Annotated in this window: 16 protein-coding genes; 13 read left to right on the top strand and 3 right to left on the bottom strand. The window is 47.2% G+C overall.

Annotated elements, in window-relative coordinates:
• Positions 1 to 85: 85 nt before the first annotated feature.
• Entirely contained in the window at positions 86 to 1,534 is a 1,449-nt protein-coding gene (locus ACSF8W_RS19540) for a DUF3131 domain-containing protein (protein WP_500848826.1), read from the bottom strand.
• 510 nt (positions 1,535 to 2,044) lie between these two features.
• Between ACSF8W_RS19540 and ACSF8W_RS19535 the strand changes: the two genes are divergently transcribed.
• From ACSF8W_RS19535 to ACSF8W_RS19510, 6 genes are all read left to right on the top strand, one after another.
• Entirely contained in the window at positions 2,045 to 4,132 is a 2,088-nt protein-coding gene (locus ACSF8W_RS19535; protein ID WP_500848825.1) for a tetratricopeptide repeat-containing diguanylate cyclase, read from the top strand.
• A 92-nt stretch (positions 4,133 to 4,224) separates the two neighbouring features.
• Entirely contained in the window at positions 4,225 to 5,976 is a 1,752-nt protein-coding gene (locus ACSF8W_RS19530; protein ID WP_500848824.1) for a type I secretion system permease/ATPase, read from the top strand.
• Position 5,977: 1 nt separating this feature from the next.
• Positions 5,978 to 7,285, top strand: coding sequence for an HlyD family type I secretion periplasmic adaptor subunit (locus tag ACSF8W_RS19525; protein WP_500848823.1), 1,308 nt, complete (start codon positions 5,978 to 5,980; stop codon positions 7,283 to 7,285).
• 13 nt (positions 7,286 to 7,298) lie between these two features.
• On the top strand, positions 7,299 to 7,565 hold the full coding sequence (locus tag ACSF8W_RS19520) for a hypothetical protein (protein WP_500848822.1): 267 nt from the start codon (positions 7,299 to 7,301) through the stop codon (positions 7,563 to 7,565).
• 118 nt (positions 7,566 to 7,683) lie between these two features.
• Entirely contained in the window at positions 7,684 to 8,877 is a 1,194-nt protein-coding gene (locus tag ACSF8W_RS19515; protein ID WP_500848873.1) for an ISL3 family transposase, read from the top strand.
• 116 nt (positions 8,878 to 8,993) lie between these two features.
• Positions 8,994 to 10,316 (top strand): IS4 family transposase, encoded by a 1,323-nt coding sequence (locus ACSF8W_RS19510; RefSeq protein ID WP_500847844.1) that lies wholly within the window; start codon positions 8,994 to 8,996, stop codon positions 10,314 to 10,316.
• 50 nt (positions 10,317 to 10,366) lie between these two features.
• On the opposite strand, the gene ACSF8W_RS19505 is transcribed toward ACSF8W_RS19510, so the two are convergent.
• Positions 10,367 to 15,223, bottom strand: a complete 4,857-nt coding sequence (locus tag ACSF8W_RS19505; RefSeq protein WP_500848821.1) for a beta strand repeat-containing protein — start codon at positions 15,221 to 15,223, stop codon at positions 10,367 to 10,369.
• A gap of 228 nt (positions 15,224 to 15,451) precedes the next feature.
• Positions 15,452 to 16,447, bottom strand: a complete 996-nt coding sequence (locus ACSF8W_RS19500; RefSeq protein WP_500848820.1) for a hypothetical protein — start codon at positions 16,445 to 16,447, stop codon at positions 15,452 to 15,454.
• Positions 16,448 to 16,659: 212 nt separating this feature from the next.
• On the opposite strand from ACSF8W_RS19500, the gene ACSF8W_RS19495 reads away from it, so the two are divergent.
• The 7 genes from ACSF8W_RS19495 to ACSF8W_RS19465 all read left to right on the top strand — a co-directional run bounded on the left by ACSF8W_RS19495 (position 16,660) and on the right by ACSF8W_RS19465 (position 24,577).
• Positions 16,660 to 17,919, top strand: coding sequence for a PP2C family protein-serine/threonine phosphatase (locus ACSF8W_RS19495; RefSeq protein ID WP_500848819.1), 1,260 nt, complete (start codon positions 16,660 to 16,662; stop codon positions 17,917 to 17,919).
• Positions 17,871 to 18,203, top strand: coding sequence for an STAS domain-containing protein (locus tag ACSF8W_RS19490; protein WP_500848818.1), 333 nt, complete (start codon positions 17,871 to 17,873; stop codon positions 18,201 to 18,203). The genes ACSF8W_RS19495 and ACSF8W_RS19490 overlap by 49 nt, the downstream gene beginning before the upstream one ends.
• Before the next feature lie 13 nt (positions 18,204 to 18,216).
• On the top strand, positions 18,217 to 19,404 hold the full coding sequence (locus ACSF8W_RS19485; RefSeq protein ID WP_500848817.1) for a nucleotidyltransferase family protein: 1,188 nt from the start codon (positions 18,217 to 18,219) through the stop codon (positions 19,402 to 19,404).
• An 11-nt stretch (positions 19,405 to 19,415) separates the two neighbouring features.
• Positions 19,416 to 19,868 carry an ATP-binding protein gene (locus ACSF8W_RS19480; RefSeq protein ID WP_500848816.1) on the top strand — a complete coding sequence of 151 codons (453 nt, stop codon included), beginning with the start codon at positions 19,416 to 19,418 and terminating at the stop codon, positions 19,866 to 19,868.
• Positions 19,869 to 20,142: 274 nt separating this feature from the next.
• Entirely contained in the window at positions 20,143 to 21,849 is a 1,707-nt protein-coding gene (locus ACSF8W_RS19475) for a glycosyltransferase family 2 protein (RefSeq protein ID WP_500848815.1), read from the top strand.
• Complete coding sequence (locus ACSF8W_RS19470; RefSeq protein ID WP_500848814.1) at positions 21,839 to 23,158, top strand: DUF3131 domain-containing protein; 1,320 nt, start codon at positions 21,839 to 21,841, stop codon at positions 23,156 to 23,158. The genes ACSF8W_RS19475 and ACSF8W_RS19470 overlap by 11 nt, the downstream gene beginning before the upstream one ends.
• 24 nt (positions 23,159 to 23,182) lie before the next feature.
• A complete protein-coding gene (locus ACSF8W_RS19465) occupies positions 23,183 to 24,577 on the top strand; it encodes a DUF3131 domain-containing protein (RefSeq protein ID WP_428476096.1) in 1,395 nt (464 codons plus the stop codon).
• The last annotated feature ends 12 nt before the right edge of the window (positions 24,578 to 24,589 follow it).

Below are 24,589 nucleotides of genomic sequence, written 5' to 3'. Positions count from 1 at the left end.
AAACCCTATAATGCGAGTGGGTATTAATTTCTATGAAAAGGCATGTAACAGAATGACAGCTTGAAAAGTCAGGTGCGTGAAAAGACTATGGTGCGAGGATCAGCGGTTGATAGGCCCTATGTTTGTACCACAGCGCCGACAGAATAAAGGCGTTGGTATTGATGTTGAAGGCGAGATTGGGTGCCGCATCGCGGAGCACACCGGTCGGTATCGCGCGGTAAGGCAGACTGTTATCTATGACTTGTTGATGTAACTGTTGCCCAAAGGGATCCTCAGGAAACAGGACGCTGAAACCCAGCGCCATTTTATTGCTAAAAATTTGTGGATTTTCAATTGGCTTACCTCCGGGAGCCGTGCTCACCCACGCTCGCCCGTAAATGAAAATATTGTTATAGGAAAACCATGGCGCCTGATTGAGCGCGTCTTCAGCAAAAATCCACAAGGCTTTTTCTGATTGGGATTGTTTCTTGTGTAGGGTAAAGAGTGTATCGAGTTGATCCCACCATGCATCAGTACGCCCTAGTTCGATAGCATGTAAGACATACGGGTCGGAGGTAAAGTAGGGCAGATTACGCGTATCAATGTAGAGTGTATGACCGTTAAGTTGTGCTGTGGTGGTCGGTTCATCGGCAAACGCTTTGCGGACATCAAAGCCCGCCATATCAAATCCATGTGCAGTGTATTGCAAGTAGCCAAGGCGCCCTTCTTGTCGATAAAAGCGTTTGTATGACGTGTTTTTCTCACCATAGAGTGTTTGTTGGTGCACGGCGTCATCAAGCTGCCAGCGGGTCAAAATCGTTGTAATATCCGATTTTAATTGGGGTTTGTGTCGTGCGGTGATTTCCAGCCAAATGAGCAAGCGCCCAATGTCTAGCGCTGACCAGCCATTACCTTTTTGAGCGGTTTGGCTCATGCTGCCAGAAGGTTGTGCGGTGTGAGTGCTATATTCCCGATTAGGTAGTCGATTATCGTACAATACCAGTGATGATAAGGTATCTAGAGTACGCTGTATTTTAAGCTCGGTTTCTTCAGTGGAATACAAGCCGAGTCCTTCCAATGACAATATTGCCGACAGGCCGCTCGCAATGTCCCACATGGTGCTGTGTGGGTAGCCTTGTACCGAATTAATGAATCCGGTTTCTGCTTGCCAATTTCTATCAATGTAATATTGGGCTTTTTTGGCCAGCAAGCGTTCATCACGGCTTAAAGGAATCGTACCTTTTGTGTATGTCAGCGCTTTTTCAGAAAGAGGGTGGAGGAAATCTTGGCTGGTGGATTGCGGTGTGGTTGGCGATTCCTGATGATTGTTGACGGTATCTGTCAGCACAATGGGTGGCGCAATGGCACGACGTTGAAACTCAATTTTTGGAGGCGTATCTTCAATGGCAACTTGGGTAACCGCGCGGTGACCATAAAAGCTGGGGGATGTGGCTTCATGATTAACGGGATCGGCAACAGCCGCAAGGCTCATTATGCCCATGAGTAGGCCAAGTCCCTTGCGGTAGAATGATAAATGGCATTGTCCATCAGCCATTGACGCTCCAATCTCTAAGTAAAACAGTATGATAACTTAACAGATTATAGTGAGAAATTGCCATAAAACGTTTGATGCAAGAGATTCTTCTAGCGTATCTATGACGGTGACACTGTTTTTGGCTAAAGTATGCGGGTGCGTTCATATAAGTGTGTGAATGTACTATGTGGTGCGCGATCAAATCGTGATACATATTCTTTTTGCGAATGGGGGCATCTTTTTATAAATGGGGGATGTTTTTGGCGCATTTAAACGTGCGATGCCGTGATGAAAGTGTCAAAGTGCGATGGTAAAGGGGTCTAGGTCTGTGCTACAGCGCACAGATAGTGCAAAAAAGAGGGGATTCGCTTCATCATTTTTCATAGATAAATTACTATCAGACGTTCCTAAATAATACACTTATAAAATGCATGTGTATTTTTTCCGTTATATTAGCATGAATGAAAAATGGTCGGTTTAATCTAAAAAAGTGCCATTTTTCGCGTTAAATTTCATGGTTATTCTACAAAAATGATAAATAATAAAAAAATAACATTATTGGTTGGTTTCTTTTTGATTTCCGCTATAGGTATATATGTGCATTGCACGATGCCTAAAGAGGATAATAAGTTATCTCACGTCGAAATTTACTCAGAAGATGTCCCTCGTATTATTGTTGACCAAATCTATAGTATTGTTAATCAAAATCCCACAATGAGAAAAGGCGATTACAACGATATAGTGGTGAAAATCAAGAAAGCGGGTTGGCTTAATAGTCAGAGTAAAACAACGCGTTTTATCAGTCATTTTATTATCGGGTACAGTGAGTTAAATAAGGGTAAATATCAATCTGGATTAGATTACTTAAACATAGCTAAGGATAATATTGACGAGACGGTTGATGATGAACTCCGTGCTCGATTCTATTATGAATTAAGCTATGTACAATTGAAATTAAAGTTGGTTGTTTTATCAAATGAAAGCTTTTCTCTCGTTGACAAATACGATGAGGGTAAGAGCGATATTAATTTGTTGATCCCTATTTTACTGGCTCGTGCATATGACTTATCACACTCAGACAGAGGAGCTGAACTAGCAATACAGCAGACGGAAAAAACATTAGCCTTAGCCAAAGCAACAAAGTATAAAAAAATTGAACATGTGTATTACACATTAGGACTGAATTACTGGAATGGAAAACGCATCGTTCAAGGGATCAATTATAAATTAACATCGATAGAGATATATAGTAAAAAGAACAGACATAAAGATGTTATTCATATTCTGACTGATATCGGTATCGACTACCTGTTACTTGGCGATGAAAAGAATGCCATTAAATACTTAACTAACGCGATTAACTATGAAGTCGAAGGGAAAGAACCTGGTGGAGAGTCGGTTTATTATATCGCGAATCAATTGTATACTGCGTATTCTCAATTAGGTGATTTTACCAACGCAGAAAAATACTTACTTCTCGCAGAAGAAAAAATTCAACAGATCTCACGTCAATTCATTAAAGATAATCAGATTACATACCTTCACTTGATCAAGGCGGACTTTTTTTCTCGTCAAAACAATCATAACATTGCCTTACAACACATCAAGTTGGCAAAAGAACGTTTTCAAGATGGTCTAGCAACGAAATTGTATCATTTCGATATTAAATTAAATCTGCTTTATGGTGATATTCATCGACGTAAAAAAGAATATGATCCAGCGATAGATTACTATAAAAAAGCAGAGCAGTTAATTGTTCAGCGTGATATTTTTTATTTGAATGATGATGTTTACCAGAAGCTTTACTTAAGCTATAAGGCAAAAGGTGAACTGGCTTTGACGATTGATTACCTTGAAAAAGCCAATGTTATTATTAAAGGTCAGCGAGATGACCACAATGAGCAGTATTCCCAGTATATCTACGGCAAGTTTGATGTAAAAAACAAAGAAGCGAAAATTGAAAAGTTAGAGCATCAATCAGAAACGTCCAGAATATCCTTGTTTTTATCTCTATTATTATTGTTTTGCATGGTGTTATTTGCGGTACTGCTCAAGTATAAAAATGGGAAAATCACAGAGTTAAATAAATCATTAGCCATGCTCAGTTTTACCGATGGCCTGACAGGGGTGTCAAACCGTCATGCATTGGAGCATTTTTGGCAAACATGGAAAGATATGCCTGTAGGGCGAAATAATATGTGCTCGATAGTCATGATCGATATTGATTATTTTAAGCGCTTTAATGATCACTATGGCCATCACGAAGGGGATAACGCCTTAAAACAGGTGGCGAAAACCTTGCGTAATTGCTGTAGAAATGAAGATTTTGTCGGTCGTTATGGTGGTGAAGAGTTTATTTTAGTATTGCCAAATACAGACGCTGAAAAGGCGAAAAATGTCGTCACGACCCGTATCCAACCGGCGATGGCAATGTTACACATTCCACATGTCATGTCGGAGGTCAGTGATAGTGTGACGCTCAGTATTGGCATTGCGACTGGGGAGAGCATGTCGACGGGATTACCCTCTAAATTGATGGACGTGGCAGATAAGGCACTATACCTTGCCAAGGCACAGGGGCGAAATTGTGTTGTGCATCTGCACTATCCCACAAGTTGAAACCTGTAGGCAATATCGACGATTATTGCCTATTTTTATCAACATCGCTGTCTATACTTTATGTATTGTTCTCGGATACATGGAGCCGAAACTTGAACAGGGATACATACAGTCAGGCGATGCGCGCCTGTAAAAGGGACATTTTATTTGTTGCCTTGTTTAGTTTAGCGATCAATTTTTTAGTGCTCAGTTTGCCGATTTACAGTTTACAGCTGTTTGATCGGGTACTGGGCAGTGGCAGTCTCGATACGTTGCTTATGCTTTTTGTGATTGTAGTCGGGTTGTTAACGGCACAAGCCGTGATTGAGCATGTCAGAACTTTGCTATTACAACGTTCAGGGCTGAAATTGGATGCGGCGTTGAACGCCGATCTCCTCGCTGACAGTATTCGCCATTCCTCTCAACAAAACCGGATTGAAAAACAAGGATTGCAAGATTTGACCGAGTTGCGCCAGCTATTGGTAACGCCATCGACATCGGCCATTTTTGACATTCCTTGGGTACCGCTGTTTCTTCTCATTTTGTTTCTCTTACATCCCTACATCGGGTTGGTTGCGTGTATCGGCAGTGCAATTTTTTGCGTGCTGGCCGTGGTCATGCTCTATACCGCCAAAGACTCTACGGAGGCGGTGAAAGCCCAAGGCAATAAAACCAGCATGGAGTTGAACGACTTTCTGCGCAATGCCCCTATGCTACGCGCAATGGGGATGGCGGAGAGTATTGGGCGGCTATGGAGTCAGCGCAACGCACAGTTGTTAATGATGCAATGGGGGCTAAACGCAAAAACGGGCCAATTGTTAGCACTCAGTCGGTATTTTCGTTCACTGTTACAAGCCATTATTCTGACCGTAGGGGTTGTGTTGGTGCTGCAAAATGCACTGGGAGCCGGGGCGATTATTGCCAGCTCCATTATCATGGCACGTGTCTTATCGCCGTTTGAACAAGCAGTTACGGGGTGGAAAACGTGGTTGAGTGCTTACCGTGCTTATCAGCGCCTTAAAGCGTACCCGACGCAGCAGCGAGCAGAGAATAAAACGGCGTTACCGGCGCCTAAAGGTGAGTTGTTACTCCACAATGTCGGGCTGCGTTTTCGTCATATGAATGAACCGGTGCTGCAAAATATCAGCTTTAAACTCGGGGCGGGTAATGCATTGGCGATTATGGGTAACAGTGGTTCCGGTAAATCCACCTTGGCTGCGTTGATCATGGGGATCCACCAGCCCACGATGGGGGCGGTTAAAATTGATGGTGCTTCCATCGCGCTTTGGCCGGAAGATCAATTCGGACAATCAATTGGTTATTTGCCGCAGGAGGTGGGGCTACTTGCCGGTACTGTCGGGGAAAATATTTGCCGTTTTTCAGAGGCGGCGTCGAGCGACATTATTCATGCCGCACGGTTAGCCTGTATCCATGAATTGATCATTTCCTTGCCTCAAGGCTATGACACGTATTTGGGTGAAGGCGGCGTGCAGTTATCCGGTGGTCAAAAGCAGCGAATAGGGTTAGCGCGTGCCATTTTTTCTAACCCCAGTGTGTTGGTGTTAGATGAGCCGAATTCCAATTTGGATCCGGAAGGCGAGGTGGCATTAGCCATTGTGTTGCAGTACTGCAAAGAACGCAGTATCACCGTGATCATGATTAGTCATCGACCGGGCTTCCTGCGTCAAATGGATTGGGTCATTGTATTGAAAGACGGCAAGATAGAAAAAGCCGGTACTTGTGATCAATTCCTTGGCAATGTGAGTGAGGTAGTGGATGAACCTTCTGCAGTAAAAGCGGCAGGAAAAGGCGCACAATCGGCATCATCAGCCACGCGATCCACAACCAAAAAGAAAGAGGCCTAACATGGATAATGCAACCTTTAGCACGCGCAAGTTCATTGTGTTTGGCTGTGTGTTTATTGCGATCACCGTCGGCGGCTTTCTGTTTTGGGCGATGACGGCCAAACTGAGTGCGGCCACTATCGCTCCGGGTACGTTAGTGGTGGAGTCTCAACGGAAAAAAGTGCAGCACTTGCAAGGGGGCTGGGTAAAAGCCATTCATGTGCGGGAAGGCCAGCATGTGAAAACAGGGGATGTGCTGTTGGAGTTGGCAAACAGTAAAGCGGAAGCGGATTTTCATCGCTTACGGTTAAAAGCCATGGCGTTACAAGCGCAGCGTCTTCGCCTGCAAGCGGAACTGGATGATGCCAAGAATGTCGATTGGAGTGGATTTCAGACCGAGAATACGTCACCCGATGTGGCGCTTGCACGCAATAACATACTGAATGCGCAGCAGTTGCAGTTTCAGCAGTCTGTAATGCGGTTGTCGTTGCAAGAAAGCCAATATCAGCAACGTAAATTGGTGCTTGATGAGCAATTGCGCGGTGTGCGTTTTCAATTGAAGGCCATTACGCGTCAGTTAAGTTTGGTGAATCAAGAGATCCGTATGACGGCGAAACTGTTGGAAAAAGGGTTTGTGTCAAAAACACGGATGCTGGAATTACAGCGCCACCAAGCGGGTATTGAGGCACAAGCGGCAGAATTAAAAGCCGAACAAGAAGTGCTTGGCGGGCAGTTGCGGTCGTTGGATCAAGAGTACGAAGCGGATCAATTTGAAACAGATAAGCTATTGGCCACGGAGTTAGCCACGTTGGATGCGCAATGGCGCGATGTAAAACAATCTTTAAAAGTGGCAAAAGATGTGCGAGAGCGCGTCACTATCCGTAGTGAACATACGGGAACGGTTGTGGGGTTGAAAGTACATACAGTGGGGGGCGTGATCAATGCCGGTGATGTCATTTTGGAAATTGTGCCAGACAGTGATGAGTTGATAGTAGAGGCGCTGGTCAGTCCGAAAGACATTGATGTGGTTTATGACGGTTTACAGGCGAAAGTGCGGTTAAGTGCTTATAACGTGCGTCGAACGCCGCCCGTGACCGGCGAAGTGATCCATGTGGCGGCAGACAGGGTGAACCTATCAAATGACAATCAACCGACCGGTTACTGGGTGAAAGTGCGCTTGAACAAAGCGGAAATTGCGCAGTTAGCGTCTATCAAGTTGTACCCAGGCATGCCAACGGAAGTGTTCATTTTGCTCGAGCAACAAACGCTGTGGGAGTATTTCACGGCACCGCTGTTTAATTCGTATTACCGCGCATTTCGTGAATCATAAGCAGGAGGGGAAAATGGAATTGACCACGTGGTTTTGGTTCGGATTTTACCTGGTGTTTTTTTGTATTTCGTCGGTAATTGGCTACCAAAAAGGGCACTTTATCGCCGGTATCTTACTGGGTTATGTGCTCGGACCGATAGGGGCATTGCTGATGTATTTCAGCAAAGATAAAAAGCATATTGTTTGCGGGGCTTGTCAGGCGGAAATCCACTATAAGTCGTATTATTGTCCGAAATGTACTGCGCAGGTGAGGGGACAGATAAAATCTGCTTCAAAATAATTCCTCGTTATTAAGGTATAAAAAAGGTTCATCGCGGATAAGCGGGAACTCAAAACAAAAACGGTAGTAAGTGATAGAGTTTTATCGCCAAACAAAACCAACACAAACTACCGTTTTCATGCCGAATCATACTTTCCTATCTTCATTCTGGGAAGGCTTTCAGATAGTAAAGTCTCATCAGACTGCATCACTTATTACGCTCACGCTTGAACCTCACTCTATCGCAAAGTGCCCTTGCGGACTTAATGCTCAATCCGTGCATGAGTACCAATGGCGTAACGTGAAGGAAGCAACGCTGCTTGGAACGCCAGTTGAACTCTTTGTTCAAACTCGGCGGATTAAATGCAGTCACTGCGGTATTAGAACGGAGCGATTATCTTGGCTGGAGCCTTATGCTCGTATCACCAATCGCATGCGAAGTTATATCGAACAACTGCTGCCTCTTTTGCCGATCAAGCATATCGCCGAGATGACAGGAGTGCATTGGCACACCATCAAAGAGATAGATAAGCGCCGGCTTCAACAAGTGGTACCTCAAGTTAAATGGGGTGAATTGAGGCAACTCGTCATGGATGAGTTCGCCATTTTTAAGGGGCACCGCTACGCCACTGTCATTGCAGATGCGAAAAGTCATCAGGTTATCTGGATTGGTCTAGGTCGCAGCCGCAAAGATATACGACCATTCTTCGAGTTGTTAGGCGAACATGGCAAGAATATCGAAGCGGTAGCCATGGATATGAATACGGCTTTTGATCTTGAGGTTCAAGCGCATTGCCCAAATGCACGTATTGTTTATGACTTGTTCCACGTTGTAGCAAAGTTCGGTCGAGAAGTGATGGATAGGGTCAGAGTCGACCAAGCCAATAAGCTAAAACATGATAAGAAAGCGAGGCAATGGGTAAAGCGGTCACGCTGGGTATTATTGAAAAATAGAGATAATTTAAATACACAGCAGAACAGCTATCTCAATGAAATATTGGAGATAAATAAGGACTTGATGACGACCTATGTATTGGGCGCACAGTTGAAGGAACTCTGGCGTTGTGAGTCAGAGCATCAGGCAAAGAGCTTATGGAAGGTGTGGTGGGCTCAAGTCAATGAAAGTGGAATTAAACCCCTACAAGAGTTTGCCCGAAAGCTCAGTCCTTACCTTCATGGGATTACCGCTTCAGCACGCTATCCGTTGAACACCTGTACGCTTGAAGGGATCAATAACAAGATAAAATTAATAAAACGGATGGACTATGGTTACCGAGATACCGATTACTTCTTCTTAAAGATCAAAGCGGCTTTCCCCGGAAAGCCGCGATGAACCATAAAAAAGCCCGGACTGGCCGTAATGCTGATCAGTTAACGAAAAAATGATCAGTTGAACGATCCTTACAGCATGTCAAAATCCGAGTGTATTCACTGCACTCGGATTTTTTTATGTTCCTCAGACAAGCACTTCATGAAGTCCACTCATTTTCAGCAACAGAACTATCAGGGTTATCAGATCTCCTGTCTCCAGACATCATTGAACAGTGCTTAAACGATACCGGCGTTGCCACAATTCGAAAACGACGCCTACCAATGGAGCTAATGGTGTGGAGTGTCGTTGGGATGTCGTTGTATCGGCATCTTTCTATGGAAAAAGTTGTTTCTCAACTCGATATTCTCTTGCCGGGTAAGAAGCCATTTGTCGCACCGAGTGCTGTCATTCAAGCTCGAAAACGGCTGGGGCATGAACCGGTTGAAGCCGTATTTAACAAGACACAACAACTTTGGCATGAGAAAACACCGCATCCAGACTGGCACGGCTTAACATTACATGCTGTAGATGGCGTAGTGTGGCGAACACCGGACACGGCTGGTAATGACGCGCATTTTGGTCGAACAGGTAACAAGACGACCATTTCGGATTACCCCCAAGTTCGTATGGTTTGCCATATGGAACTCACGAGTCACCTTCTCAATAGTGCTGCTTTTGACTCCGTATCAGTGAGTGAAGTTGACCTGACTGCTCAACTTGTTGACCAATCTCCATCCCACAGCCTTACCGTATTTGACCGAGGTTTTTATGCCTTAGGATTACTTCACCGTTGGCAAAGTAGTGGTGAAGAAAAGCATTGGTTAATCCCGTTACGCAAAGGTGCACAATACACAACGATAGGCAAGCTAGGTAAAGGCCAGGAACTTGTGGAGTTGAGACTTTCCCCTCAAGCGAGAAAGAAATGGGCGGATGCACCTGAGACACTGCAAGCTCGTTTAATAACAAAAACAATTAAAGGAAAAGAGGTAAAACTGTTGACCTCAATGACTGATCCGATGCGGTATCCGGGGGCTGATATCGCTGAGCTATACAGTCACCGTTGGGAAATAGAGTTGGGTTATCGGGAAATGAAGCAATATATGCTGCAAAACAACCTAACACTGAGAAGCAAGACTCCAGAGTTAGTGACCCAAGAGCTATGGGGAATGTTATTAGCTTACAACCTATTACGGTTCATGATGTGCCAAATGGCCTACTCACTGAAATCAGTAATGCCGTACCAAATAGGTTTTAAACAAGCATCAATCTTCTTACTCAGCCAACTTCAACTCCTGCCCGCAGTAGCACCGGGTCGTATACCAGAAGTGATGAATTACATACTGGATATGGCGGAAAGCTTTGTTTTGCCCGATAGAAAAGAGCGGAGTTATCCGAGAGCAGTAAAGAAAAGGCCGAGTCGCTATGCGACTCGGCCTCTGAAGAAACGTAAGTTATCTTAACTTACATGCATTACGGACTGGCCGGGCTTGAGTCTGTTTATGTCGATGGGTTAGATATCGCCGCCGTTAAAGCTGATGTCTTCACTTTCGTTATCACTCCAAATAGTGACTTCTTGGCCATCGGAATTGGTGAAGGTATAGCCTTGTAGAGACTGCGTATCAATATTGCTGGCTTCGTAGGCCCCTTGTAGTCCTTCCGGCATATCGGTGGTATTCGCCGTCAGCTCCCAACCAAACCCTTCAAGATCCAACTTGGTTGCCCCTGTGGTAACAAATTGGGCGTTACTGTCTTCGGCTGTGTTGTTGGCTAAGATTTTATCGAGCCCTAGTTTGAGCTCTGCATCTGTTGCGGTGATCACTGCGGCTTCGATTTCTTGGAAAGCCGTCGCTGTCATGTCGATGATCTGGCTATCGCCATCACTGCCGACGCTTAATACATCGAAACCGGAACCGCCACTAAAGTGGACGGTGGTACCGTCTGAGCCCGCTATGTCATCCGTATCAAAGATGAGGGTGTCATTGCCGCTGCCTGCAAATAGCTGGTCGACACCGCTACCCCCGTCAAGGGTGTCATTGCCCTCTTGACCAAACAGTAAATCACTTCCCGCGTCACCGCTGAGTGTGTCATCACCGACCCCGCCATCCAGGGTGTCATCGTTATTCCCCCCCGCGAGGCTATCATCGCCTTCACCACCTGAAAGGGTGTCGTCACCAGACCCCCCGCTAAGACGGTCATCCCCCACATCCCCGTATAAGGTGTCAGTGCCGCTGTCGCCAAATAACTTGTCGTCGCCGGTGGCACCAAACAGGGTGTCATCATTGTTACCGCCGCGTAAGGTGTCGTTGCCGTCGCCACCATACAAGGTATCGTTACCACTTTCTCCTTTCAGGGTGTCGTTACCTGCCTCCCCGAAGATGAGGTCATCGCCACTGCCACCATACAGGCTGTCGTTACCGTCACCGCCTTCTAAGGTATCATTACCCGCTTCGCCGTAGAGTTTGTCATTACCGAGGTCACCGATAACCCGGTCATCGCCATCACCGGCTTTGAGTGTATCGTTACCGTCACCGCCCTCAAGGCGATCGGTACCGCTGCCGGTAATGAGGGTGTCATTGCCCAAGCCGCCGATGACGGTGTTGTCACCGTTACCTGCATTGACGGTATCATTATCATCACCGGCATCAATCACATCATTGCCGTCGCCGGTAATGATGCTGTCGACCCCTTCACCCGCAAAGACGGTGTTATTCCCGTCACCCAGTGTGATGGTGTCATTCCCTCCGCTGAGTTCATTAACGGTATTGTCACCGTCGCCAGCCGTCAGAATATCATCGCCTGTACCGCCGTCTAAGGTGTTGTCACCTTCGCCAGCATCTAATGTATCGTTGCCGTCATTACCTTGGAGATCGTCGTTACCAGCAAAGGTTTCAATTTTGTCATCGCCGATCCCGCCATCGACGATATCGCGGTCTATTCCACCATAAATCGTATCGTCACCGGCATCGCCTGACAGGGTATTGCTGCCCGCCGTGCCATGCAGTTCATCATCGCCGTCGCCGCCAGAGAGGGTGTCGTTGCCTTCACCCGCAAAGAGTTTGTCATCACCGGTTCCGCCGCGCAGGGTATCGTTACCGGCACCACCGATGAGTAAATCGATACCGTCGTTCCCGTCGAGCACATCATTGCCTTCACCGCCGTCAAGCATGTCGTTACCGGCACCGCCATCCAGAGCATCATTACCGGCTGCGCCATAGAAGGTGTCTGTGCCGTCACCAGCAACGACGGTGTCATCGCCATCGCCGCCAAATAAGGTGTTATCGCCGGATCCTAAATCAATGGTGTTATTGCCGCTTTCGCCATACACGGTGTCGTCACCGTCACCGGCGTTGACCGTGTCATTGCCGCTTCCCGCAAACAGTGTGTCATTGCCTCCGCCACCTGTAATAGTATCTTCATCGGCCCCGCCGTAGAGCGTATCGCTGGCCTCGCTACCGACCAATGTATCGTCACCGGCCCCCCCAAAGATTTGGTGGCTCCCGCCTTCTGCGGCAATCAAGGTGTCATTACCACCTTCGCCGAGCACGGTATCGGTGCCATCATCGGTGATCTGATCATCGCCATCACCACCCGCCAAGTAGTCGGCACCCGCGCCCCCGATCAAGGTATCGTCACCGGCACCGCCAAAGAGGGCATCATCCCCGTCGCCACCCGCAATAATGTCATCGCCAGCACCTGCATCGACATGGTCAGCCCCGCTGCCTGCATTAATGTTATCGTCACCGTCACCCGCATAGATTTGGTCAACACCGTCACCGGTCGTTACCGTATCAGCCCCGATCCCACCGTACACGAGGTCATCACCCACGCCGGTATCAATGGTGTTGGCACCGGACTCACCGTATACCGTATCGTTGCCTTCACCGGTTGTAATGGTGTCGTTATCCACCCCAGCATAAACGACGTCATTACCGGCCCCGGTTACTATGGTATTGGCACCTGATTCACCGTACACGAGGTCATCCCCGTCACCGGCATCAATCTTATCATCACCACTGCCGGCAAAAATCGTATCGTTACCGGCATTGGCGGTAATGGTATCGTTACCTTCACCGCCGCCTAAGAAGTCATCTTGATCGGCACTGACGAGGGTATCGTCACCGGCTTCACCGTACAGCTGTGATATGCCCGCGCCACCGTCGAGGGTGTCATTACCGGCTCCCCCTGCAAGTACGTCGTCACCGTCCCCCCCTGTGAGGGCATCGTTACCCGTCCCGCCAACCAAGGTGTCATTACCCGTACCGCCATCAAGAATATCGTCACCGGTACCGGCCAGTAAGACATCATTACCTTCACCGCCGGTAAGTACGTCATCACCCGCCGCACCTTCTAAGGTATCGTCCCCCAGCGCCCCGGTGAGAATGTCATTATCTTCACCACCATGGAGGTAATCGTTCTCTGCCGAACCGGTTAGCGTATCATCGCCCTGGCCACCGTAGAGTTTTGACGCATTGGCACCGGCAGTAATGGTATCGTTGCCATCTTCACCAAACAGTTGGTTATTGCCAGATTGTCCTTTAATGACATCATCACCCGCACCGGCAAAGACGGCATCATCACCTGCGCCAGCATCAATGTTATCCGCGCCATCACCGGTATAAACTTGGTCGTTACCTGATCCTACGGTGATGTTGTCATCACCACTTCCGGTGTAGACACTGTCGTGACCTGCGCCAGAGACAATCGTATTATCACCGTCACCGGCGTATACGGTGTTGTCACCTTCGCCGAGGTCTATCTTATCATCGCCGCCTTCCGCGTAAACCGTATCGCTATCGGCGCCAGTGGTGATTGTGTTGTTGCCCGCGCCAGCGAACACCACATCGGCCCCGTTGCCGGTATCAATCACATCATTACCCGCATCACTGTAAACGATGTCATTACCATCACCGGCGGTAATGGTGTTGTGACCGCCTTCTCCATAGAGGGTATCGTTACCAGTACCGCCATCAATGGTATCGTCCCCGTCACCGGCGAATACAAAGTCGTCACCGGCGCCCGCAATAATGGTATCATCACCTTCGTTGGCATGAAGGTGGTCATTACCTTCACCACCATCGAGTTTATCGTCGCCTTCACCCCCATAGAGGAAGTCATGGCCTTCATCCCCAGAGAGGGTGTCATCGCCCAGGCCGCCAAAGACTAAATCGTCACCAGCACCCCCTTCGACAATATCATCACCCAGCTCGCCGTAGACTTGGTCATCGCCTTCGCCGCCAGAAACGAGGTCGTCGTCATCCCCGCCGAGTAAGTGGTCGTTACCGCTGCCCCCGGTGATGGTATCGTTCCCCGCGCCACCCATAATGAAATCATTACCTTCATTACCGCTGAGGGTATCGACGCCCGCGTCCCCGTGAATTTCATCATTGCCCGTGCCGCCGGTGATTATGTCTTCACCGAGCCCACCAAACAGTTTGTCATCGCCGGCATCCCCAGACAGAACATCGTTGCCGTCATCGCCCAGCAAAATGTCAGCGCCTTCGCCCCCGAAAAGTGTATCGTTACCCAGCTCCCCGAGCAGGGTGTCATCGCCATCGCCGCCATATAAGGTGTCATCGCCGTCACTGCCTAGCAGCGTATCGGCACCTTCATCACCGTATAACGTATCATCGGCATTACCCCCAATCAGGACGTCGTCACCGGTTCCCCCGTGCAGGGTATCGCTGTTAATCCCGCCATCAATGAAATCATTGCCGTCACCGCCAAGTAGGGTATCTGCCCCTTGCTGACCAAAGATCGTATCGTCGCCAGCACCGCCTGAAATGTCATCATCATAGATGTTATTGGCGACAATACTCACCGTATCAATGTCAGTGATCGGGTCACCGTTTTCATTGAGTAATTGGAACGTAATCAGTGCATCGGTATCGAATTGATCTTGGGTATAGGTGTAATCTAGCGAGATGCTGCCATCGGGATTTACTGTGGCAGGCGTGGAATCGACCACTTTGCCATTCTCATCGACGAGATCAACGGTCACCGTTTCGTATGTCGAAGAGGTCGTGAAAGAGGCATTAATGAGGCCACTGTTATCAACCAGATAATTCCCTAGGCGGGCGCTGTGGCTTATTGATTCGCTGTTATCTTCCGCGGCGTTATATTGATACACATTTTGTGCGGTGCCCCAATTATCGGTCGGGGAAGGGGCAGCAGGGGCTTCGTCTGTGTATTCAAGATCACCGAAAATGGTGTCATTCCCTTCATTCCCTGCAAGGCGATCACTTCCTTCGCCACCGACGACATAATCATCCCCGTCTTTGGCGGTTACGTCATCACTGCCAGAGCGTACGTTGATGCTGTCATCCTGATCGGTTCCCGTGACCGTGTCATTGAATTTAGTTCCTGCCATATTACACCTCGCTTGATGGTCATGCCGAGACTCACACTGTTGAGCAGACGCGCGTTATGCCAACGTGCACCAAGTTGAGAGTCATTTGTCAGCTAATGTGATCAGAGTTGCATTTTATTTCCTTGGGGACTTTTATATGCAACCTAGTCATTATTGGTCATGAAACAAGGATAGACGGAATAATAGACACGAATGCCTATTTTTCTTCATTGTCACGAATAACCTGACTTAAAAGGCGAACGAATAAGAAAGAGTGATCGCGCCGTCTTTAAAGCGGCCAGTCTCTTCTCCGCGATCAGAAGGGTGCCAACGGTTACCGGAGTAGTTGTTGTATTGCAGCGTGATGGTGCCTGGTCGCCAGTCAAAATAGCCGAAACCGTAGGTAAAATCAGGGTTCCAAGGTTGCTTTTGATTGCTGTCGAAATAATAAAATGCGGTGCCGTTAACGTACCAGTTACCGGTAATGGCGTACTTACACCCCAAACTCAGTGTTTTATGGCCGGTTTTGTAGGTTGTGGAGGCGAGGTCGAAGTATTCCGGTGTGTAGTTGAAATCGAGTTGGCAGCCTATCGCCCCTTCATCCGTGGCGGCGAACCAATCAATGAAAGGCGCGGTGATCGGGAATTTCCAGCCTAACGACCACGTACCTTGGCGAAACTCTGTAATGGGTTGCTCATCGGTCGCTTTAAAGCGGTTTCCCCCGTAATTGGCATACACCAAACTGAGGGTATAGGGGCGCCAGTCACTGTAGCCAAACACATACGTAAAATCGGGGTTCCAAGGCTGTTGTTGGTCGGCATCAAAATAATAATAGAAGGTGCCAGAAACGAACCAATTGCCAAGTAGGGTGTATTTGAGCGACAGCGTACCCGTGGCATTGTTGTTAGAGGGCCCCGTTGTGGCATTGGCCGGAATATTGGCTGCGGGGGTCGATAATAGGGGATAACCGGCACCAAGGTTACCACTGAGTCCTTGTAAAAACGTGCCATCTTCATCGTTTTCCCATTCTTCAAAAGGCAGCGCAAACGAGCTAGAAACGCCTTTCCATATTAAGTTCGCTTCAGACGGGGCGACGTCATCATTTTCTTCCATATGTTGGCCGAGCGTCAGAGAGGGAGACTGTGGTGCAGGGGCGTGTTTGCGCGTTTCTGCCAAGTAGGTATCTGCGTGGCAGGGCAAGGTGATCGCAATGAAAAAGAGGGGATGCCAACGGTTAGCCCACACAGTTAATCCTTAACAAAAGAGAGATCGCACATTGATCTCATGAATTTTTTTGATCGCGCAAACAAAAACTGTCTAATTCTTTGTTGCTGTTAGTAAAGGTTACTAGACTCTTGTGTATATGTGAACGGTTTAATATATGTGTTGACAGAATAGAAATGAATATGCAACATGCTGATTATATTCTTTAAGTGCTTATTTGGGTGGTGAACGGTATGCCAGAGATCTTACTCGTAGATGACAACCGGACCATGCTGTTGCTGCTAAAAACGCAGCTATCGAAGCGGGGCTATCACATCACGACGGCTAATGATGGCGCACAAGCACTGAAAATTCTTGAAGAGAGGGAAGATATCCAGTTTGTTCTCAGCGATTGGATGATGCCAGGCATCGATGGGATTGAACTGTGCCGCCGGTTGAAATCAGTGGATTACGCCCGTTACCTCTTTTTTGTGTTGCTCTCGGGCAAGGACGATCAGGCCTCCATTATTAATGGGATCAATGCTGGCGCGGATGATTTCGTGGTGAAAAACACCCATATCGATGAGTTAACCGCCCGTATTCAAGCGGGTTTTAGAACCCTGTCTCTGCACAATGAAATCACGTCAAAAAATCATCAGCTGGACAAAGCCTACGCCACCATCAAGAAAGATTTAGAGTCAGCGGGTGAATTACTGCAGCGGCTATTGCCACAAGAGAAAAAGCTGACTGGGGTGGAGTTGAGTTATGTATCGATTCCTAGTGCGCAAATTGGCGGTGACATGCTGGGCTACATGCAACTCGATGAAGAAAATGTGGCGTTTTACTTGTTGGACGTGGCCGGTCACGGCGTGTCATCGGCACTGATGTCATTTTCTGTGCAACAAAGTATATCGGTGAACTCTGATAACGGCTCGGTGGTGAAAACAGCCATATCTGAAGCGCCTTATTACCGTTTGAATGCCCCCCATGAAGTGTTGGGCCGCTTGAATGAACTGTATTTGAGTGGGGCAGAGAACATGCTGTATTTCACCATGGTGTACGCCACGTTGAATGTGAAAACCGGGAAACTGGCGTTTGCAGTGGGGGGGCATCCTCCGTTGGTGTGGCTACATGCGCAAACCGGGCAGGCTGAATTTATCGGGCAAGACAGCTTTGTGGTAGGGGCATTTGATTTTGCTGAATTTGAAACGGCTTATATACAGCTAGAGCCCGGCGATAAAGTGTGGATTTACTCCGATGGCATTACCGAAGCAGAAAATGGAGCCATGCAGTTTTCAGAGCCGCGGTTTAAAGATTTGGTCGTGTCATTGAAAGATCACCCGACCTCAGTACAGACAGAGCTATTGGTCAGCAGCGTTCGTGATTGGCAGCAAGCCGATAATTTTGATGATGACATCAGCGTGATGGCTGTTGAATGGACAGGATACCCAGAAGGAGAGCAAGCATGCAATATGAGATTATCCACAAAGGTCAGTGCACAATTCTTCAAGTAAAAGAAGCACGATTTGATGCCAAGCTGGCACCTGCATTTCGTGGCGCAGTGGAAGAAAATATTGATGAGATTGGTCAGCATCTTGTGTTGGAACTGACAGATGTACGTTTCATGGACAGTAGTGGCTTGGGTGCTGTAATGGCGGTGTATAAAATGCTACGCGGGAAAAAAATCAGCGTAGTGAACCCACAGCGTCCTGTACGTGAATTATTGAAACTTACCCGTATGGACAAACTGATCACGCATTACGACAGCGTCGAAACAGCGTTGGATGCATTGGCATAACAAGGAGCTTGCAATGAAAGGGATGATTCTCGCGGCAGGTAAAGGTACTCGGGTTAAGCCGATTACACATACCATTCCTAAACCCATGATCCCCATTTTGGGCAAGCCGGTTATGGAATCCATGATCCAATTATTTGCAGCGCACAGCATTGATAAGATCGTAGTCAATACTAGCCACTTAGCCGAAGTGATTGAGAATTACTTCAGTGATGGCCACCACTTTAATGTGCAGTTGTCCTATTCCTATGAAGGGGAAATGGTTGACGGTAAATTTGTCAGTAAAGCGTTAGGTTCTGCGGGCGGCATGCGAAAAATTCAGGATTTTTCAGGCTTCTTCGACGAAACCTTTGTGGTGGTGTGTGGCGACGCGTGGATCGATCTTGATCTGACAGAAGCGGTAAAACGCCATAAAGCCAAAGGGGGCATAGCCACTATCGTTACTCGTGAAGTGCCTTTGGAAGAAGTCTGCAAATACGGTGTTGTTGTGACCGATGACACAGGAAAAGTCACCAGTTTCCAAGAAAAACCCGCTATTGAAGATGCGCTATCGACAGAGATCAACACAGGCATCTATATCTTCGAGCCAGAGATTTTCGATTATATCCCGAGCGAGAAAGAATACGATATTGGTAGCGAGCTGTTTCCTGCTTTAGTGGCGAATAACGTCGACTTTTATGGCACAAGCATGGAATTCCAATGGTTGGATGTTGGTAATATTAGTGATATTTGGGGCGTCACCAGTGAAATTTTGCATGGCAAAGTGCCTGGATACCCGATTCCCGGCACGCAAGTAAAGCCAGGTATTTGGGTGGGGATCAATACCGTCTTTGATGAGAGTCAGTGCCAAGTCATCCCACCGGTAATCATTGGTAGCGGTTGTGAAATTCAGCCGAATGTTGTGCTCGAAGGTCCTGTGGTTATCGGCGCTAATTGTAAAATTGAAAGTGGTGCTGAAATTAAACAGAGTTTAGTTAGTGACTATATTCATGTTGCCGGTGCGGCCTACGTGGATAATAAAACCGTATTTGGTGACTACTTCATTAGTCATGACGGGTATATCCAGTCTTTATCTGAACTGGATGCCGTACATATGTTGAAAGATCGACGACAGACTCAAGCGATGGTAGGCAGCATCGGTAGCATACCAACTTATGTTCCATCTAATCCGGCTAGTACAGAGGAAGATATTTTAAATCAATAGGAGCTTGCCTAATGGAAAGGGTTAGTGGGAGCTTTAGCAAGCAGTATCGAAGCTCATCAGATGTGTCGCGTTATATTGCGGATGACATGCAACAATTTTTGAATAGCCAGTCTATTTCGAATGAAATGGTTGAACAGGTAGAACTGTGTTTGGTTGAAGTCGTGAATAATGCTTATGAACATGCTTACGAATCGTCAGACCAACTGCCCATTGATTTAACCTGTTTCTTTAATTCAGATGAAGAATTAGTGATTGAAGTGTCTGATTATGGCAAGGCCATGTCACAAGATGAATTTAGCCGGGCAATACAAGGGGAGTTCATCGAACCGGATCCGGAGGATCCGGAAACATGGACGACGTCAGGGCGCGGTTTCATTATTGTTGTGCAACTTACAGATGGTCTTGAATATAAAAGTGTTGGTGATAAAAACACATTCAAGATATTAAAAAGAGCCGATATATAACCATTCGACTTCATTCTACTGTTGATAAACATGCTGAGGATAATGCCCGCGTTATCCTCGGTATGATTCAGCACGGTCATGCACGGATTTATGTATTTTTGGAAGGCGCGAAATGGATTTTTATTTTAAACAGTTTGAGCACCGAAAACCGCCAGAGCCTGTCCCTCACAGTATATCGCGGGAGTTATTGTACCAGTATCTTGCGACGTGCAATTTAACTCTGGGGATATGGTATTTATGGTGGCGATGGTCATATGCGCTCAATTATGATGCCATGTGGTTTTCTTTTCCGTTGGTTTTTGCTGAGTCCTGTGCATTTATTGGTTCGGTGTTATTTACCTTTAACTTATGGAAAACGCAGGATGAACCCCGCAAGCCAGCGCCGCATCTGATCGATGAATGTGTCGCTGATGATAGCCCTGAGGCCGGTTCGGGACGGCCGATCAGCATTGATATTTTCTTTCCTACCTATGATGAAGAGCCTGAACTGGTTCGTTTGAGCATTATCGATGCGCAGAAAGTGCGTTACCCGCACAATATTGAAATGAAAATCTTCATTCTTGATGACGGTAAACGTCCAGCCATGGGCGCACTCGCTGAAGAAATGGGGGTGGAATACATCACCCGTGAAAATAACGTGGGGTTCAAAGCGGGTAACTTACGTAACGCGCTAGAGCAAACATACGGTGACTTCATTGTTATTTGTGATGCGGATACGCGTCCTTTCCCGACGATTCTTGAACATACCATGGGGTATTTTCGTGACCCAGACGTGGCATGGGTACAAACCCCGCAGTGGTTCTTTGATTTGCCTGAAGGTGAGCGTTTGCCAAAATGGCTCAATCGCAAAGTGGGGCGCGTCGGTAAATGGATAGGGCACACCGTTGAAAAAGTGTACGGTCCCGTTACCCTTGGACAAGACCCTTATGTGAACGACCCTCAGATGTTTTATGACGTCATTCAACGCCGTCGTAATTGGGTGAATGCGTCATTTTGTTGCGGCGCCGGTTCGATTCACCGTCGCGAAGCTGTTATGGAAGCGGCATTGCGTAGTTACAGTGAGCAGATCAGCAAAGAGCAGTCTGAAGTTGAGAAACAAATCCGAAAAATCACCAAAGAAAAGAATGTTGATCAGTCGGTATCTGACAATCTGCGTCAGGAGTTAATTTTTGATACGGAATTTACCCCGTACAAATTTCACGTTTCTGAAGATATTTATACCTCGATAGTACTGCATTCTGACAGTGCGCGTAATTGGCGTTCGGTCATGCACCCCAATGTGGAAAGCAAGATGCTGTCACCACAAGATCTGCAAACGTGGACGGTGCAACGCTTTAAGTATTCCGGTGGGTCGATTGATATTTTCATGAATGACAACCCGATTTTCCGCAAAGGCATGACCCTGAAACAGAAGCTGATGTATGGGGCGAGCTTCTGGTCGAATTTATCGGCGATCTGGAACATCATTTTCTTAGCTTGCCCAATCATTTACTTCTTAACCAGTATTGCCCCGGTCAGTGCGTACGATGTGACCTTTTATTTGCACTTTATCCCGTTTGTCTTAACCGCCGAAATGGCCATGATGGTCGGGACGTGGGGTGTCGCAGGCTATAAAGGAAAAACGAATTTCCTGTCTTTCTTCCCGGTTAATCTCAGAGCCTTGTGGACGGTGCTACGTGGCAAGAAAATCAGTTTCCCAACCACCCCGAAAGAGCGGAAAAGTGGCACGTTTGGCCAATTGGTGATCCCGCAAATGGCGGTGTTTGGATTGAGTTTACTGAGCATGCTCTATGCGTGGGGCAGTTATTTCCTCGGCGGTTACGGTAACTACTCCCTTGGTGGGCTCGTATTTAACAGTTTCTGGACCATGAATAACATGATGGCGATGTGGGGCATGATTGCTGCTGCGTATTGGTCACCACCACCGTCTGAAACTACCCAAGAAGAAGCAGGATCTGAGGAATTAAAATATGGAATTTAAACAAGCAGCATTGAATGCGCGGCATCATATCGTGTTTTTATTGGGACTTTTTTCCGCATTGGCAATTGCGTTCACTGTTGAAGATCGTGATTACGGTCGGGTCTTGGGCAATATTACGTTTGAGGCGACAGAAACCATTCCCTTGCGTGAGAATCGCGTGCTGACACAAGAAGAAGTGCTGTGGGCGAATACGGCGTGGAAGTACTTTGAAAATAACTATCAGTCAAATACCGGGCTGGTTAATTCAGTGAATGGCTACCCATCCACCACCATGTGGGATACCGCTTCATATTTGATGGGGCTCATTTCAGCTGAAAAGTTGAATGTAATCAGTCAATCAACGTTTGAATTGCGGATGGAAAAGGCGCTACATACGTTAGCCCGCCTGCCGCTTGTCGAAGGAAAACTACCCAATAAAGCCTATAACACGCAGACACTGGAAATGGTGGATTACACCAATAAACCGGTTAAAGCCGGTATTGGCTGGTCAGCGATTGATATCGGTCGCATTCTCGTACCGCTGAATATCATGGTGTGGCAGTACCCTCAATTCAACAAGCAAGTGAATGATGTACTCATGCATTGGGATGTCGGCGCCATGATCAAAGACGGTTATCTTTACGGTTCACGTCCGGCGAAAACCGGTGACGTGATGGAGCGGGTGCAAGAAGGCCGAATTGGGTATGAAGAGTACGCCTCAAAAGCTATGTCGCTGATGGGTCGAGATGTCTTTAATGCAATGAAATATATCGATTATCTCGAAATGCGTGAGATTGATGGCATTGATATTCCAACCGACTTACGTGATCCCGCCAAGTTCCATGCACACAACTATGTAGTGAGCGAATCATACATCTTGGATAGCTTGGAGTTTGGGGCTGACAGTGTGTCGAAGATATTTGCCCATCGCGTGTATAAAGCACAAGAAAACCGTTATAAGCGCACGGGTATTTTGACCGCTGTCAGTGAAGATAATACCGATGAGGCCCCGTATTTCGTTTACAACACGGTCTTTTCTGATGGGAAAGAATGGAATGCCATCACGGATAAAGGTGATGATGCCTCACATTTGAAATCATTGTCCACCAAGGCCGCTTTTGGCTGGTACGCCTTGTATGACAGTCAGTATACGGACTTGTTGATTGAGGATGCAAAAACCCTTTATTCCAATAAAGACGGCTGGTTCTCGGGGCGTTATGAAGTCGATGGGCGAGTCAATAAAGCGATAACGGCCAATACCAATGGGATTGTGTTGGAATCGTTAGCATATATAGAAAATGGTTCACTGTTGAGCGTCGGTGTCCAGTAAGAGCAGTAGCGTCAGGAGTGTAAGATGCGTTATATCATCGTGGGTCTGATTGGGATGTTGGTTGTCGGTTGTGGTAATAAATATAACCGCTTCTCTGATGATGTGGTTGAACGGAAAAACCACTGGTCGACACCCAAAGCCAGACAAGGAAAGTTGACTGAAAAAGAAATGGATATGGCCAGAATTGCCTGGAAGTATTTTGAGAATAACTATCAGGAGTCAACCGGGCTGGTCAACGCGGTAAACAATTATCCCTCGGTCACGTGGTGGGATGCGGCATCTTATATGGCCGGCATGGTCAGTGCGTATGAGCTGGGGATCATCGACAAAGAGGAATTTGATCGTCGTTTGCGTAAGATGATCACCACGCTCAATAAGCTTGATTTGTTCCGTAATGAGTTACCGAACAAAGCCTATAACACCCAAACGGCAGCGAAGGTGGACTACGGCAACCAACCCGGGGAAATCGGCTATTCAGCCTTGGATCTGGGCCGATTGATGATTTGGCTTCATATCATCAAGCACCGCTATCCTGAATATGCGACAGGGATCGACACGGCCGTGCTGCGTTGGAATTTCTGTAACGTGGTGGACGAAAACGGCACGATGTTTGGTGCCTTGCTTGAAAAAGACAAGCCGGTTCAATACCTGCAGGAAGGGCGTTTGGGGTATGAAGAATATGCTGCGAAAGGCTTTGAATTGTGGGGGTTTGACACAACGCAAGCCTCAATGCCTGAGCCTTATAGCACCATCAATCTCTACAGTTACGATGTGCCTTATGACACCCGTGATCCGCGAAAGCTGAAAGCGCACAGTTATGTGGTAACAGAAAGTTATGTCTTGGATGGGATCGAGATGGGCTGGGACTTGGTCAGTGACCGATCACCACACGATTACCGTTATTCTAATGAATGGATGGCTGAGTTTGCACTGCAAATTTACCGCGTACAGGAAGAGCGTTATAAGCAAACTGGTATCATTACCGCCCGTACTGAGCATCAGTTAGCGGGGCCGCCGTATTTCGTTTATGACACCATTTATACGGATGGGTTCGCCTGGAACACCATTTCTGAAGTGGGCGAGTTTTTACCCCAGTATGCTGCCGTCGCCATTAAAGGGGCGATGGGGATGTGGGTACTGTGGGACACCGCATACACCGATTTGTTATTTGACCATATTTCCCACAGTTATGATCGTGAAAAAGGCTTTTATGAAGGGATTTTTGAAAATGGTACAGGGCTAATTAATACGTTCACGTCCAATAACAATGGTATTACGCTAGAGATCTTGCTCTATAAAGAGCAGGGGAAACTGTTGACATATAAAGACAATGTTGCCCCTAGCCTGTGGGAGAAAGCCCTCGAGTCTCCGTTTGGCTACGAAGGACAGTGCTTGCCTCGGAAAAAGCCCCAATTATAAGGGGGCTTGGTA

The organism is Photobacterium sp. 270122K, from assembly GCF_059941365.1.
The sequence above is the reverse complement of the archived record's forward strand: the minus strand, read 5'-3'. Positions and strand labels throughout refer to the sequence as shown.